Consider the following 13682-nt stretch of genomic DNA (forward strand, 5'->3'; position numbering starts at 1 on the left):
ATCCACAGAGGGAACCACCCATGACCGACCATCCGATGCTCGAGCTCGAGCACGTCGGCCTCCGCATCGGCGGCGCTCGCATCCTCCACGACGTCTCGCTCGCCGTGCGTCCCGGCGAGATGCTGGGCGTGATCGGCCCGAACGGCGCAGGCAAGACGACGCTGTTCAACGTGATCTCGGGCGTGCTGAGGCCCACAGAGGGCACGGTGCGCCTCGACGCGCACGACGTGACGCGCGAGCCGATCCACCGCCGGGCCGCCGCCGGGCTCGGGCGCACGTTCCAGACCTCGAGCCTGTTCCCCGCGCTCAGCGTGCTCGAGAACGTGCGCCTCGCGGCCCAGGCGCACGCCGGCGGCGCGACATCCGTGCTCCGGATGCCGCGGCGCACCGACGACGCGACCGGAGCCGCGCTGGCCGCGCTCGACGAGGTCGGCCTGGCCGGCCGGGCCGACGCAGAGGCCGCCGGACTCGCGCACGGGGAGAAGCGCAAGGTCGAGATCGCGATGCTGATCGCGATGGACCCGAAGGTCGTGCTGCTCGACGAGCCCATGGCCGGCGTCGCCTCGGGCGATGTGCCGGCGATCACCGAGGTGATCCGGGGCCTGCATCGCGGCGGCCGCACCGTGCTCATGGTCGAGCACCACATGGACGTCGTGCTCGGCCTCGTCGACCGCGTCGCGGTCATGCACCACGGCGAGCTCCTCGCCGCAGACACCCCGGAGGCCGTCATGGCGAACCCGCTCGTGCAGTCCGCCTACCTCGGGGAGGCGGTATGAGCGAGCCGATTCTCGTCGTCGACCGCCTCTCGGGGCGCATCGCCGGCCAGCAGGTCGTCGAGGACGTCTCGTTCGAGGTGCCCGCGACCGGCGTCACGGCCCTCCTCGGCCGCAACGGCGTCGGCAAGACCTCGACCATCAAGTCGATCCTCGGCCTCATCGACCGCACGGGCGAGGTGCGCCTCGACGGCGACCGCATCGACCGGCTGCCGACGCACCGCATCGTGCAGCGCGGGGTGGGCTACGTGCCGGAGGACCGCGAGGTCTTCGGCGCACTCACGGTCGCCGAGAACCTCCGGCTCGCCGAGCGCGACGCCGCACCGCGGCGCGAGCTGATCGCGCAGCTCTTCCCCGACCTCGTCGCGCGACGAGCGCAGCGCGCCAGCACGCTCTCGGGCGGCCAGCAGCAGATGGTCTCGCTCGCGAGGGCGCTCGTGAACGAGAACCGCATCCTGCTCGTCGACGAACCGACGAAGGGCCTCGCGCCCAAGCTGGTCGACGAGGTCGCCGACGCGCTCGCCGAAGCGGCGAAGACCGTGCCGATCCTGCTCGTCGAGCAGAACCTGCACGTGATCCGCAGACTCGCCGACCGCGTCGTCGTGCTCTCGGGCGGGCGCGTCGTGTTCACGGGCGCCGCGGGCGACCTGCTCGACGACGACGAGCGCATCCACCGCTACCTGGGCGTGCACGACGCCGCCGACGCGCCGGGAGGCACCCCGGCCGCCGAGACCCTGGAGGAGACCCGATGAGCACCCTGCTCCTGCTCGTCATCACCGGACTCGGGCTCGGTGCGCTGTACTTCCTCGTCGCGAGCGGCCTGTCGCTCATCTACGGACTCATGGGCGTGCTGAACTTCGCGCACGGCTCGTTCCTCACGATCGCGGCGTTCCTCGGCTGGGAGGTCGGCCGCCGCGTCTCCGACGGCACCTGGTGGGGGCTCGCGCTCTCGGCGCTCGTCGGCATCGCGGTCGGCGCGATCGTCGCGGCGCTCACCGAGTACCTGCTCATCCGCCGCCTCTACGAGCGGCACATCGAGCAGGCGCTCGTGACCGTCGGCCTCTCACTCGCGACCGTCGCGCTCTTCGAGGGCATCTGGGGCACCGATCCGATCTACACCGAGAAGCCCGACTGGCTCGGCCAGACCACCGAGATCCTCGGCGCGAGGATCCCGAACGACCGGTTCCTGCTCATCGCGTGCGCGGTGCTCGTGCTCGGCGGCATCGTGCTCTTCCTGAAGCGCACGAGGTACGGCCTCATCATCCGCGCGGGGGTCGAGAACCGCTCGATGGTCACCGCGCTCGGCATCGACGTGCGCCGCTCGTTCACGCTCGTCTTCGCGATCGGCGGTGCGGCCGCCGGACTCGGCGGCGTGCTCGCCTCGGTCTACTACGGCTACGTCTCGGCGCACCTCGGTTCGACCCTGCTCATCTTCGCGTTCATCGTCACGGTGATCGGCGGCCTCGGCTCGCTCACGGGCGCGGCGATCGCGTCGGTGCTCGTCGCGGTGCTGCAGCAGTTCGCCAACTTCTACCTCGGCGGCACCGGCGACCTCGTGGTCGTGGTCGCGCTCGCCGCGGTGCTGCTCGTCCGCCCGCGCGGACTCATGGGGAAGGTCGCATGATGCACACGCCCGACACCGATCGGCAGACGACGGATGCCGCGGCATCCCGATCCACGACGGATGCCGCCGCATCCGCGACCGCGAAGCCCGGAACGACCGCCGCGGCGCCGGGCACGGCGCCGGGCACCGCGCACGGCCCGGTGGAGGCGGCCACCGGCCCCACTGGGACGGCGACCGGAGCCGGGGCGCGCGCCGCGGCATCCGCCAGGCGACCTCGCTGGCTGCTCGCCGGCGGCATCGCGCTCGTCGCGCTGCTCGCGGTGCTGCCGCTGCTCGCGATCGACATCCCGGGCGTGCTGCCCGGCCCGACCTACACGCCCGGAACCCTGCAGCTGCTCGCCTACGCGATGCTCATCGCGGCGCTCTCGCTCAGCTACCGCATGATGTTCGGCCTCGCCGGGCTGCTGTCGTTCGGGCACGCCCTCTTCTTCGCGGCCGGTGCCTACGGGCTCGGCATGTCGCTCGAGGCCTTCGCGCCGGCCTCGTGGCCGAGCGAGCTGATCTTCGTGACCTCGATCGGCGTGACGCTCGTGTTCGGACTCGTGCTCGCGGCCTCGGTCGGCGCGCTCGCGCTGCGGGTCACGGGCATCTCGTTCGCGATGGTCACGCTCGCGTTCGCCCAGGCCGGGTCGGTGCTCATCCGCCGCAACCCGGGCGGCGCGACCGGCGGCGACGAGGGGCTCTCGCTCGACATCGCGAACGTGCCCGACGCGCTCGTGGGCGTGCTGAACACGCGCAACCTCTACTGGGTCGCGCTCGGCGTGCTCGTGTTCGTCTACCTCGTGGTGCTCTGGGTGGAGAAGAGCCGCGCCGGACACGTGGCCGAGGCGACCCGCGAGAACGAACTGCGCGTGCGGGTGCTCGGCATCCGTCCGTACACGGTCAAGCTGCTCGTCTTCATCGTCGCCTCGGTGCTCGCCGCGATCGCGGGCATGGGCTACCTGCTGCTCCAGTCGGGGGCGTCGCCGCGGGTCGCGACGGCCGACTTCACGCTCACCCTGCTCGTCATCGTCGTGCTCGGCGGGGTGGGCTATCGATGGGGCGCGATCGTCGGCGGTATCGTCTACACACTGCTCGACCAGCGGCTCACGGCGCTCGCGGGCTCCGACTTCATCGCCGGGCTGCCCGCCGTGCTCCGCGTGCCGCTGTCCGAGCCGCTGTTCATCCTGGGGACGCTGTTCATCCTCGTGGTGCTGTTCCTGCCCGGCGGCATCGCGGGCATCCCGCAGCGCATCCGGACGGGTCGCAGGCAGCACCCCGTCGAAGCCGAGGAGACCACCGATGCCTGACGGCCTGCACACCCTCGGACGCTGGACCCGCGACCGGGCCCGCGCGACGCCGGAGCGCGTCGCGATCGACGACCGCGGCGTCGCACTCACCTACCGGGAGCTCGACGCGAGGGCCGAACGCCTCGCCGACGCCTTCCGGGCCGCCGGCTACGCGATCGGCGACCGCATCGCGACCATCACGGGCAACAGCGCCGACCACGTCGTGCTGTTCTTCGCCTGCGCGAAGGCCGGCCTCACCCTCGTGCCGCTGTCGTGGCGGCTCGCGCCGCGGGAGCTCGCCGAGCAGCTCGAGATCGCCGAGCCCGCGCTGCTGCTCGTCGAGAGCGAGTTCGAGTCGCTCGCCAGGGCCACGCTCGCCCGTCTCGCCCGACGCGTCCCGAACGCGCCGCTCGGCGCGCACGGCGTCGAGGCCGAGGTACCGGCGCCCGCCGGCCCGGCCGGTCGTGATGCGGCAGCGGCCAGGGCCGCGGCGGCGCTGCGCACCGAGGTCGCCGACGACGACGCCCTGCTCATCATCTTCACGTCGGGCACGACGGCCCGCGCCAAGGGCGCCGTGCTCACGCACCTCAACTGCTTCTGGACGAACCTCTCGCTCTCGCGCATCGCCGAGATCCGGGCGACCGACACCGTGCTCGCGGTGCTCCCGCAGTACCACGTGGGCGGATGGAACATCCAGCCGCTGCTGGCCTGGTGGACCGGGGCGACGGTCGTGCTCGAGCGCACGTTCGACCCGGGGCGGGTGCTGCACCTCATCGAGGACCGGCGCATCACGACCATGATGGGGGTGCCCGCGAACTACCTCTTCCTCGCGCAGCACCCCGACTTCGCGGCCGCCGACCTCTCGAGCCTCGAGCACGCGATCGTCGGGGGTGCGCCGATGCCGCCCGCGCTGCTGCGCACGTGGCACGCCCGCGGCGTCGCGCTGTCGCAGGGCTACGGCCTCACCGAGGCGTCGCCGAACGTGCTCTGCCTGCCCGACGAGGACGCCCGCTCGCACGCCGGGTCGGCCGGGCGCCCCTACCCCCACGTCGACGTCGCGGTCGCCGACCCGGTCACCGGCGAGCACCTCGACGGCGAGGCCGAGGGCGAGCTGCTCGTGCACGGGCCCTCGGTGTTCGCCGGGTACCACCGCGATCCCGCGGCGACCGACGCGGCGCTCGTCGACGGGTGGCTCCGCACGGGCGACCTCGTGCGCCGCGATGCCGACGGCTACTACACGATCGTCGACCGCATCAAGGACCTCTACATCTCCGGCGGGGAGGGCGTCGCGCCGGCCGAGGTCGAAGCCGTGCTGATGGCCCACCCAGCGGTCGCCGACGCCACCGTCGTCGGCGTCGCCGACGAACGCTGGGGCGAGGTCGGCGTCGCATGGGTCGTGCTCGGCCGGGGCCGCATGACGGATGCGGCGGAGCTGCTCGAGTTCGCCACGGCGTCGCTCGCCCGGTTCAAGGTGCCGCGGCGCGTGCACGTGATCGACGAGCTCCCGCGCTCGACGGCGGGCAAGGTGCTGCGCCGCGAGCTCGCCGTCCGGGATGCGGCGCACCGCGAGGGCCCCTCCGCGGCGTCGGCCCTACCCGACGCATCCGCCCCACCCGCCCCATCCGCCCCATCCACCGCATCGAACGAGGAGGCCCGCCGATGAGCGCGAAACCGCGCACCGCCCGCGGCGAGCAGACGCGCCGCAAGCTGCTCGCCGCCGCCGAGCGCGTGTTCAGCGACCACGGGTACCACGAGGCATCCGTCTCGCGCATCACCGACCGCGCGGGCGTCGGCCAGGGCACGTTCTACCTGTACTTCGCGACGAAGCTCGACATCTTCGACGAGCTCGTCGAGGACCTGAACCAGCGGGTGCGCCAGGCGATGAGCGAGGGTGCGCGGGGCGCCGCGAACCGGCTCGAGGCCGAGCGCGCGGGCTTCGAGGCGTTCTTCCGCTTCACGGCCGAGCATCCGGCGCTCTACCGCGTCGTGCGCGAGGCCGAGCTCGTCTCGCCCGACGCACTGCGCCTGCACTACACGCGCATCGTCGAGGGGTACATCGACGGCCTCCGCGAGGCCGCCGCCGACGGCGAGATCGGCGACATCGACCCGACGGTCGCAGCCTGGGCGCTCATGGGCATCGGCGAGATGATCGGCATGCGCTGGGTGCTCTGGGGCGACCCCGACGCCGAGCCGGGCGACGACGCCGACCCGACCGCGAGCGGAACACGAGAGGTTCCGCAGCACGTGCTCGACGAGATGATGCGCTTCATCGGGGGAGCGCTCGGCCGGCCCGACCTGGCCGCCGACCGCACGACGACGGGGCGCTCGGACGCGCCCGAGGAGGGGGCATCGTGATCGACCTCACTGGACGGCGCGCCGTCGTGACCGGAGGCGCGAGCGGCATCGGCGAGGCCTGCGCCCGGGCGTTCGCCGGCGCGGGAGCCCACGTCGTGATCGCCGACCTCAACGGCGAGGCGGCCGCGCGAGTGGCCGACGACGTCGGCGGCGAGGCGTGGCAGGTCGACCTCGGCGACACGGCCGCGCTCGCGGACCTCGACCTCGAGGCCGACATCCTCGTGAACAATGCGGGCATCCAGCACGTGCGACCCATCGAGGACTTCGAGCCGGAGCGGTTCGCACTCATCATGCGGCTGATGCTCGAGTCGCCGTTCCTGCTGATCAGGGCCGTGCTGCCCGGCATGTACGAGCGCGGCTTCGGCCGGGTGATCAACCTCTCGAGCGTGCACGGGCTGCGCGCCTCGCCCTTCAAGTCGGCCTACGTCGCCGCCAAGCACGGGCTCGAGGGACTCTCGAAGGTGACCGCGCTCGAGGGCGGTCCGCACGGGGTGACCTCGAACTGCATCAACCCCGGGTACGTGCGCACGCCGCTCGTCGAGAAGCAGGTCGCCGACCAGGCGATCGCGCACGGCATCCCCGAGTCCGAGGTGCTGCCGAAGGTCATGCTCACCGAGTCGGCCGTGAAGCGCCTCGTCGAACCCACCGAGGTCGCGAGCCTCGCGCTCTGGCTCGCGGGCTCCGACGCCGGCATGGTCACGGGCGCGAGCTACACGATGGACGGCGGATGGAGCGCACGATGACCGCCACGATCGCGTCGACCTCGTTCGCGGCCCCCGTGGCCGGCGGCCTCCTCGCGGGCGGGCAGTGGCGACCGGATGCCGCGGGCACGCCCGTGCTCGCGGTGCACGGCATCACCGCGAGCCACCGCAGCTGGGACGTCTTCGCGGAGGGGCTGCCGGGCCGCAGGGTCATCGCACCCGACCTGCGCGGTCGCGGGCGCAGCAACGCGCTCCCGGCGCCGTACACGCTCGTGCAGCACGCCGACGACCTCGTCGCGGTGCTCGACGCGCTGGGCGTCGACCGCGCCCACGTCGTCGGGCACTCGATGGGCGCCTTCGTCTCGGTGCGCCTCGCCGAACGCCATCCCGACCGCGTCGCCGGCCTCTCGCTCGTCGACGGCGGGCTGCCCGTGCCGAACCCCGACGGCATCGCGCCGGAGGACCTGCCCGCAGCGTTGCTCGGACCTGCGCTCGAGCGGCTGTCGATGACGTTCCGCACCCGCGCGGACTACGTCGCCTTCTGGCGGCGGCATCCGGCGCTCGGGCCGTACTGGAGCGAGGCGATCGAGGAGTACGTCGAGTACGACGTCGACGGGGCCGAACCCGACCTGCGCAGCTCGGCGAACGCCGCCGCCGTCGCCGTGAACGCCGTCGAGCTCGACGGGTCGGCCGGCTACACGGCCGCGCTCGCCGCACTGCCGGGGCCGATCGACGTGTTCCGCGCGCCCCGCGGACTGCTCGACGCCGCTCCGCTCTACCCCGACGGGCTCGTCGGCGCATGGGCCGAGCGGATGCCGCAGCTCGCCGTGCACGAGATCCCAGACGTCAACCACTACACGATCGTCATGTCCGACCGAGGCGCGGGTAGCGTGATCCCAGTGATCCGTGCCCGCATCGAGGCGGCGGAAACACAGGAAGGTGCATCGTGACACTCGACAAAGTCGTCGGGTCCGCTCAAGAGGCGGTCGCCGACATCCCATCCGGAGCCAGTCTCGCCGTCGGCGGATTCGGCCTCTGCGGCATCCCGATGGTGCTGATCCAGGCCCTGCTCGACTCGGGCGTCGACGGGCTCCGCGTCGTCAGCAACAACTGCGGCGTCGACGACTGGGGGCTCGGCGTGCTGCTGGCGAACCGCCGCATCGCGAAGATGACCTCGTCGTACGTCGGCGAGAACAAGGAGTTCGAACGGCAGTACCTCTCGGGCGAGCTCGAGCTGGAGCTGACGCCGCAGGGCACGCTGGCCGAGAAGCTGCGCGCCGGAGGCAGCGGCATCGCCGCCTTCTTCACGCAGACCGGCGTCGGCACTCAGGTCGCCGACGGCGGCCTGCCGCGCCGCTACCACCCCGACGGCACGATCGCCGTCGCGAGCCCGTCGAAGCCCGTGCAGTCCTTCGACGTCGCCGGCGTCTCGCGCGAGTTCGTGCTCGAGGAGGCCATCACGACAGATTTCGCGCTCGTGCACGCACTCAAAGGCGACCGGTTCGGCAACCTCGTGTTCGACAAGTCGGCGCGCAACTTCTCGCCGCTCGCCGCGATGGCGGGTCGGGTATGCATCGCCCAGGTCGAGGAGGTCGTCGACGCCGGCGAGCTCGACCCCGACGCCGTGCACCTGCCGGGCATCTTCGTCGACCGCATCGTCGTGGTCGGCTCCGACATCGAGAAGCGCATCGAGCGCCGCACCGTGCGAGAGGGGAACTGACATGGCGCTCACGCGTTTCGAGATGGCCGCGAGGGCTGCTCGCGAGCTCTCCGACGGCTCGTACGTGAACCTCGGCATCGGCCTGCCGACCCTCGTGCCGAACTACGTTCCCGAGGGCGTGACGATCCTGCTGCAGTCCGAGAACGGCATCCTCGGCGTCGGCCCCTACCCGACCGACGACGCCGTCGACCCCGACCTCATCAACGCCGGCAAGGAGACGGTCACCGTGCTGCCGGGCGCCGCGTACTTCGACTCGGCGACGAGCTTCGGCATGATCCGCGGCGGCAAGATCGACGCCGCGATCCTCGGCGCCATGCAGGTGTCCGCCACGGGCGACCTCGCCAACTGGATGATCCCGGGCAAGATGGTCAAGGGACCGGGCGGCGCGATGGACCTGGTGCACGGCGCACGCCGCAAGATCGTGCTCATGGAGCACGTCGCGAAAGACGGTTCGCCGAAGATCGTGCACGACTGCTCGCTGCCCCTCACGGGCCGGCGCGTCGTCGACCGCATCATCACCGACCTCGCCGTCATCGACGTCACGCCCGACGGGCTCGTGCTCGTCGAGTGCGCGCCGGGGGTCACGGTCGACGAGGTCGTCGCCGCGACCGAGCCCCCGCTCGACACCTCGGCGGTCGCCTGACATGGTCGAGACGCTGCTGCCCGGCATCCGCGCGCGCTCCGTCGACACGCCTCGCCTGACCGCCAACGTGCTCGAACGGGTCGCGGATGCCGATTCCGCCGCCGAGCGCACGGTGCTGTTCGTGCACGGCAACGTGTCGTCGTCGCTCTTCTGGCAGCCGACGATGCTCGGCCTGCCCGCCGGCATCCGGGCCCTCGCCGTCGACCTGCGCGGATTCGGCGGCAGCGAGGCACTGCCCGTCGACGCGACCCGCGGGGTGCGCGACTTCTCCGACGACGTCGCCTCGGTGATCGACGAGCTCGGCCTCGGGGCCGTGCACGTGGTCGGCTGGAGCATGGGCGGCGGCGTCGCCATGCAGCTCCTGCTCGACCGGCCCGAGCTCGTCGCGAGCCTGACGCTGCAGTCGCCCGTGTCGCCGTACGGCTTCGGCGGCACCGCGCTCGACGGCTCCCTGCTGGTTCCGGATGCCGCGGGCACGGGCGGCGGGGGAGCGAACCCCGATTTCGTGGCGCGCCTCGCGGCGGGCGACCGCGGCGACGAGCCCGGATCGCCGCGCGCGGTGTACCGCTCGAGCTACGTCGCGCCCGGGTTCGTCTCGGAGCACGAGGACGTGTGGGTCGAGTCGATGCTCTCGACGGCGACGGGCCCCGACCACTACCCGGGCGACTCGACGGCCTCGGATCACTGGCCGGGTTTCGCGCCTGGCGGGCGGGGCGTGCTGAACACCATGGCGCCCACGGTGTTCGACACGAGCGGCATCGCCGACCTCGCGGTCAAGCCGCCGCTGCTGTGGATCCACGGAGCGCAGGACGCCATCGTCGGCGACGCGTCGTACTTCGACCTCAACCAGCTCGGAGCGGCCGGGATCATCCCCGGGTGGCCGGGCGCCGAGGTCGCGCCGCCGCAGCCGATGGTGTCGCAGACGAGGGCCGTGCTGGCCCGCTACGCCGCGGGCGGCGGTGCCGTCACCGAGGTCGAGCTCGACGGATGCGGGCACTCGCCGCACCTCGAGCACCCCGAGGCGTTCCGGGAGGCGCTGCTCGCGCTCATCGGGTAGCGGCGGCCGACGAGGCCCGTTATCGAACCGTGCCTCGCGCTCGGTGATCGCGTACCGCAGGATATGGAGACGAGGCTCCGTATGCCCGAGGAAGCGTGGTGTCACATTGGTCGGTGCGAAGGCACTTGGTTCGATCCTCGCGGCTTCGGCCGTGGTGGCGCTGCTCGCCGGGTGCGCGCCGAGCGCGACCGGGGCAGAGCCCTCGGTCCCGGCTGAGACGACCGCCGCGGCCGCGGCACCGACTCCGACTCCCGCTCCGCCGACCGAGCCGACCGAACCGGTCGATCCGTTGACGAGCGTTACGAAGCTCGTGGCGACGGCGACGTCGCTCGACCTGGTCGATGCCGACGGGGGCCTGGTCGAGCGCTACGCGTACCTCGACGATCCGGAGTCGGTGCTCGGCGCCCTGAGCGCCGTGTTCGACGGCGACCCGGTCACCGAGGACCGACCGGGGTCGAACCACTACCCGCCCTCGAGGGCGCACGTGTGGGGCGATGTCGAGATCGAGGTGCGAGCGTACGACGAGGCGCGCCGCGAGGCCGAGGGCATCGGCCTGTCCTGGCCGCGGTTCGCCGTGTACTTCGACGCGCCCTCGTACGACGGTGTCGAGCTGACCACGCCCTCCGGAATCCAGGTGGGCGACGAGTTCGGAGCGCTCGAGGCCGGGCTCGACCCCGATGACTGGACCTGTTCGGGCCCGGGCGTCGACACCGAGACGGTCACCGAGTACAGCGAGCACGAGGGCGGCATGGTCGAGCACGAGTACGGCGTCGTGCTGCGCGATGCCGTCGGCGCCGCTGCCCCCGCCGACGGCGCCGTCGTGATCTGGGTCGGCGCGCCGTACGCGATCGCCGACGGCTGCGCATGACGGGTGAGCGAGCCTGAACGTCGGCTGAGGCATCCGATCGATGGGGAACGCGTCGGCAGGCCGGAACTAGACTGACAGAGTGCCTGCTGTGAATCTCGGAATGCCGAAAGTCCCCGAAGTCCTGGCCCCGCGACGCAAGTCCCGCCAGATCAAGGTGGGCAAGGTGCTCGTCGGCGGCGACGCCCCCGTGAGCGTGCAGTCGATGACGACCACGCCCACCACGAACATCAACGCCACGCTGCAGCAGATCGCCGAGCTCACGGCATCCGGATGCGACATCGTGCGCGTCGCCGTTCCGAGCCGCGACGACGCCGAGGCGCTGCCGATCATCGCGAAGAAGAGCCAGATCCCGGTCATCGCCGACATCCACTTCCAGCCCAACTACGTCTTCCAGGCGATCGACGCCGGCTGCGCCGCCGTGCGCGTGAACCCTGGCAACATCCGCAAGTTCGACGACAAGGTCGGCGAGATCGCGGCTGCCGCGAAGGCCGCCGGCGTCTCGCTCCGTATCGGCGTCAACGCCGGTTCGCTCGACCCCCGCCTGCTCGAGAAGTACGGCAAGGCCACGCCCGAGGCGCTCGTCGAATCGGCCGTCTGGGAGGCGTCGCTCTTCGAGGAGCACGACTTCCACGACTTCAAGATCTCGGTCAAGCACAACGACCCGATCGTCATGGTCAAGGCCTACCGCCTGCTCGCCGAGCGCGGCGACTGGCCGCTGCACCTCGGCGTCACCGAGGCGGGCCCCGAGTTCCAGGGCACCATCAAGTCGGCGACGGCGTTCGGCATCCTGCTCGGCGAGGGCATCGGCGACACCATCCGCGTCTCGCTCTCGGCGCCGCCGGCCCAAGAGGTCAAGGTCGGCCTGCAGATCCTGCAGTCGCTGAACCTCCGCGAGCGCAAGCTCGAGATCGTCTCGTGCCCGTCGTGCGGTCGCGCGCAGGTCGACGTCTACAAGCTCGCGAACGACGTCACCGACGGGCTCGAGGGCATGACCGTGCCGCTGCGCGTCGCGGTCATGGGCTGCGTCGTGAACGGCCCAGGCGAGGCGCGCGAGGCCGACCTCGGCGTCGCATCCGGCAACGGCAAGGGGCAGATCTTCGTCAAGGGCGAGGTCATCAAGACCGTGCCCGAGGCCGAGATCGTCGCCACGCTCATCGCCGAGGCGAACCGCATCGCCGACGAGATGGGGGCCGACGCCCCGGTCGGCAGCCCGCAGGTGCTGACGCCCTAGTCGTCGGCACCGGGCGGCGCCCCGGGTCAGGTCGAGCCGAGGAGTGCCTGCAAACGGGGCGTTCCCGGCGCGAGCGCGTGCGCGACGGTCACGGCCGACCTCACGGCACTCTCGTGCGAGTCGACGTCGTGCATGTACAGCCCGGCGAGCCAGAGCCCGTCGGCGCCGTTCAGCCCTTTGAGCCTCGCCTGCGCGTCGAAGTAGTCGGGCGTGATCATGCCGTGCTCGTAGGTCGCGAGCGCGTGCACGTCATCAGGCAGGCGCCCGTCGTGGGTCACCCAGCTCTTGAAGACGGGCAGTCCACGCCGCGGGTTCCACACGGTGAGCGAGCTGTGCGTGCCGTCCCACCTGGCGTTCACGACCGACCAGGATGCCTCGTGCGGGGGCATGAAGCGGGCGTCGCCGTGGATCGCGATGCGGGTCTCGAACGTGCGGAACCGTTCGAGCTGGGTCCGCGTGCGCTCGAGTCCGGGCAGCTCTGCGACGAGCTCTGCAGCGAGCCGCGGGTTGCAGGCGAGCACGACCCGGTCGAACTCGTGCGCGGTGCCGTCGTGGGCCTCGACCCGGTAGGCGCCGTCGGCGCGGGTGATGCGGGTGACCGCGGCATCCGTTCGCACCGTCGTGCGCTCGAGCGAGGCCGCGAGGGCGTCGACGTAGACGCGGAGCCCGCCCGGGATCTCGCTCTGCACGGGTGCGCGCATGCCGCTCGTCGCGTTGACGCCGAGGTAGTGGAACGCGTTCACCGCCGCGAAATCGAGGAATTCGTCGCGTTCGACGCACCAGAACGCGAGCAGCAGGGGCACCAGGAACCCGTCGATGAACGACTTCGGCAGGCGGGCCCGTTCGAGGTACTCGGCGACGGTCACGGTCGTGTCGTGCTGGTCGAGGAACGCGGGCAGCGCGTCGAGGAATGACCGGAAACGCACGAGGGTGCCGATCGCGTCCGGTGCGAGCGAGGGCCAGGCGAGGCGCCCGCCCCGCATCGGGGGCATCGCGAGCGATCGGCTCGATCGCGTGTCGGTCAGGGTGAGCGTCGCGGCGTACGTCTCGCGCGTCACGCCGAGGGCGTCGAGCAGCCGGTTGAACGTCGCGTACGCCGGGCCGGGGGAGAAGAACTGGAAGCCGGCGTCGACCTCGACCCGCCGCCCGTCGACGTCGATCGTGCGCGTGTCGGCGTGGCCCCCCAGCCGATGGTCGCGTTCGAAGAGGGTGACGTCGTGCTCCTCGTCGAGCAGCCACGCCGTCGCGAGTCCGGCTGCGCCGCCGCCCACGACGCCCACCCTCATCGCGGGCTCGGTTCGGCGGGGCTGCGGCGTCGTGGCACGCGCCAACGATAGCCCGGCCGCGGAACGGTCGACCGACGTGTCGGGTCGCCGGTTGACTTTCCGTCGATAGCGATATATCGTTGACGCATCACAGAACTTCTGTGAATCATCTTCCAA

General features: G+C 71.9%; 14 protein-coding genes. 13 read left to right on the forward strand and 1 reads right to left on the reverse strand.

Annotation, left to right across the window (positions count from 1 at the left end; genetic code table 11):
- The first annotated feature begins 20 nt into the window (after positions 1–20).
- The 13 genes from ACFVS8_RS06655 (at position 21) to ispG (ending at position 12240) form a co-directional block, all read left to right on the forward strand.
- Positions 21–776 (forward strand): ABC transporter ATP-binding protein, encoded by a 756-nt coding sequence (locus ACFVS8_RS06655; protein ID WP_387059233.1) that lies wholly within the window; start codon positions 21–23, stop codon positions 774–776.
- On the forward strand, positions 773–1525 hold the full coding sequence (locus tag ACFVS8_RS06660; RefSeq protein WP_387059236.1) for an ABC transporter ATP-binding protein: 753 nt from the start codon (positions 773–775) through the stop codon (positions 1523–1525). The genes ACFVS8_RS06655 and ACFVS8_RS06660 overlap by 4 nt, the downstream gene beginning before the upstream one ends.
- Entirely contained in the window at positions 1522–2397 is an 876-nt protein-coding gene (locus ACFVS8_RS06665) for a branched-chain amino acid ABC transporter permease (RefSeq protein ID WP_387059239.1), read from the forward strand. The genes ACFVS8_RS06660 and ACFVS8_RS06665 overlap by 4 nt, the downstream gene beginning before the upstream one ends.
- Positions 2394–3686, forward strand: coding sequence for a branched-chain amino acid ABC transporter permease (locus ACFVS8_RS06670; protein WP_387059242.1), 1293 nt, complete (start codon positions 2394–2396; stop codon positions 3684–3686). Before ACFVS8_RS06665 ends, ACFVS8_RS06670 begins: the two co-directional genes overlap by 4 nt.
- On the forward strand, positions 3679–5328 hold the full coding sequence (locus ACFVS8_RS06675; RefSeq protein ID WP_387059245.1) for a class I adenylate-forming enzyme family protein: 1650 nt from the start codon (positions 3679–3681) through the stop codon (positions 5326–5328). Before ACFVS8_RS06670 ends, ACFVS8_RS06675 begins: the two co-directional genes overlap by 8 nt.
- Positions 5325–6020 carry a TetR/AcrR family transcriptional regulator gene (locus tag ACFVS8_RS06680; RefSeq protein ID WP_387059248.1) on the forward strand — a complete coding sequence of 232 codons (696 nt, stop codon included), beginning with the start codon at positions 5325–5327 and terminating at the stop codon, positions 6018–6020. The genes ACFVS8_RS06675 and ACFVS8_RS06680 overlap by 4 nt, the downstream gene beginning before the upstream one ends.
- Positions 6017–6763 carry a 3-hydroxybutyrate dehydrogenase gene (locus ACFVS8_RS06685; protein ID WP_387059251.1) on the forward strand — a complete coding sequence of 249 codons (747 nt, stop codon included), beginning with the start codon at positions 6017–6019 and terminating at the stop codon, positions 6761–6763. Before ACFVS8_RS06680 ends, ACFVS8_RS06685 begins: the two co-directional genes overlap by 4 nt.
- A complete protein-coding gene (locus tag ACFVS8_RS06690) occupies positions 6760–7671 on the forward strand; it encodes an alpha/beta hydrolase (RefSeq protein ID WP_387059253.1) in 912 nt (303 codons plus the stop codon). The genes ACFVS8_RS06685 and ACFVS8_RS06690 overlap by 4 nt, the downstream gene beginning before the upstream one ends.
- Complete coding sequence (locus ACFVS8_RS06695; protein ID WP_387059256.1) at positions 7668–8441, forward strand: CoA transferase subunit A; 774 nt, start codon at positions 7668–7670, stop codon at positions 8439–8441. Before ACFVS8_RS06690 ends, ACFVS8_RS06695 begins: the two co-directional genes overlap by 4 nt.
- A gap of 1 nt (position 8442) precedes the next feature.
- The gene (locus ACFVS8_RS06700; protein WP_387059258.1) at positions 8443–9084 is read left to right on the forward strand and encodes a CoA transferase subunit B; all 642 of its coding nucleotides are present in this window, start codon (positions 8443–8445) and stop codon (positions 9082–9084) included.
- Position 9085: 1 nt separating this feature from the next.
- Complete coding sequence (locus ACFVS8_RS06705) at positions 9086–10141, forward strand: alpha/beta fold hydrolase (RefSeq protein ID WP_387059261.1); 1056 nt, start codon at positions 9086–9088, stop codon at positions 10139–10141.
- A 106-nt stretch (positions 10142–10247) separates the two neighbouring features.
- Positions 10248–11009 (forward strand): hypothetical protein, encoded by a 762-nt coding sequence (locus ACFVS8_RS06710; RefSeq protein ID WP_387059264.1) that lies wholly within the window; start codon positions 10248–10250, stop codon positions 11007–11009.
- Positions 11010–11109: 100 nt separating this feature from the next.
- The gene (gene ispG, locus ACFVS8_RS06715) at positions 11110–12240 is read left to right on the forward strand and encodes a flavodoxin-dependent (E)-4-hydroxy-3-methylbut-2-enyl-diphosphate synthase (protein ID WP_387059267.1); all 1131 of its coding nucleotides are present in this window, start codon (positions 11110–11112) and stop codon (positions 12238–12240) included.
- 26 nt (positions 12241–12266) lie between these two features.
- Here the strand turns inward: ispG and ACFVS8_RS06720 are convergent, their stop codons facing one another.
- Positions 12267–13511, reverse strand: coding sequence for an FAD-dependent oxidoreductase (locus ACFVS8_RS06720; protein ID WP_387059270.1), 1245 nt, complete (start codon positions 13509–13511; stop codon positions 12267–12269).
- Positions 13512–13682: the final 171 nt, after the last annotated feature.

The sequence above is a fragment of the Agromyces sp. NPDC058110 genome, from assembly GCF_042884735.1.
Classification (GTDB): Bacteria; Actinomycetota; Actinomycetes; order Actinomycetales; family Microbacteriaceae; genus Agromyces.

What these genes read in the sequence shown, in the direction of transcription:
- ACFVS8_RS06665 (WP_387059239.1), top strand. Translation starts at nt 1,522, where the DNA reads ATGAGCACCCTGCTCCTGCTCGTCATCACCGGACTCGGGCTCGGTGCG.
- ACFVS8_RS06675 (WP_387059245.1), top strand. Translation starts at nt 3,679, where the DNA reads ATGCCTGACGGCCTGCACACCCTCGGACGCTGGACCCGCGACCGGGCC.
- ACFVS8_RS06690 (WP_387059253.1), top strand. Translation starts at nt 6,760, where the DNA reads ATGACCGCCACGATCGCGTCGACCTCGTTCGCGGCCCCCGTGGCCGGC.
- ACFVS8_RS06655 (WP_387059233.1), top strand. Translation starts at nt 21, where the DNA reads ATGACCGACCATCCGATGCTCGAGCTCGAGCACGTCGGCCTCCGCATC.
- ispG (WP_387059267.1), top strand. Translation starts at nt 11,110, where the DNA reads ATGCCGAAAGTCCCCGAAGTCCTGGCCCCGCGACGCAAGTCCCGCCAG.
- ACFVS8_RS06660 (WP_387059236.1), top strand. Translation starts at nt 773, where the DNA reads ATGAGCGAGCCGATTCTCGTCGTCGACCGCCTCTCGGGGCGCATCGCC.
- ACFVS8_RS06670 (WP_387059242.1), top strand. Translation starts at nt 2,394, where the DNA reads ATGATGCACACGCCCGACACCGATCGGCAGACGACGGATGCCGCGGCA.
- ACFVS8_RS06680 (WP_387059248.1), top strand. Translation starts at nt 5,325, where the DNA reads ATGAGCGCGAAACCGCGCACCGCCCGCGGCGAGCAGACGCGCCGCAAG.
- ACFVS8_RS06700 (WP_387059258.1), top strand. Translation starts at nt 8,443, where the DNA reads ATGGCGCTCACGCGTTTCGAGATGGCCGCGAGGGCTGCTCGCGAGCTC.
- ACFVS8_RS06705 (WP_387059261.1), top strand. Translation starts at nt 9,086, where the DNA reads ATGGTCGAGACGCTGCTGCCCGGCATCCGCGCGCGCTCCGTCGACACG.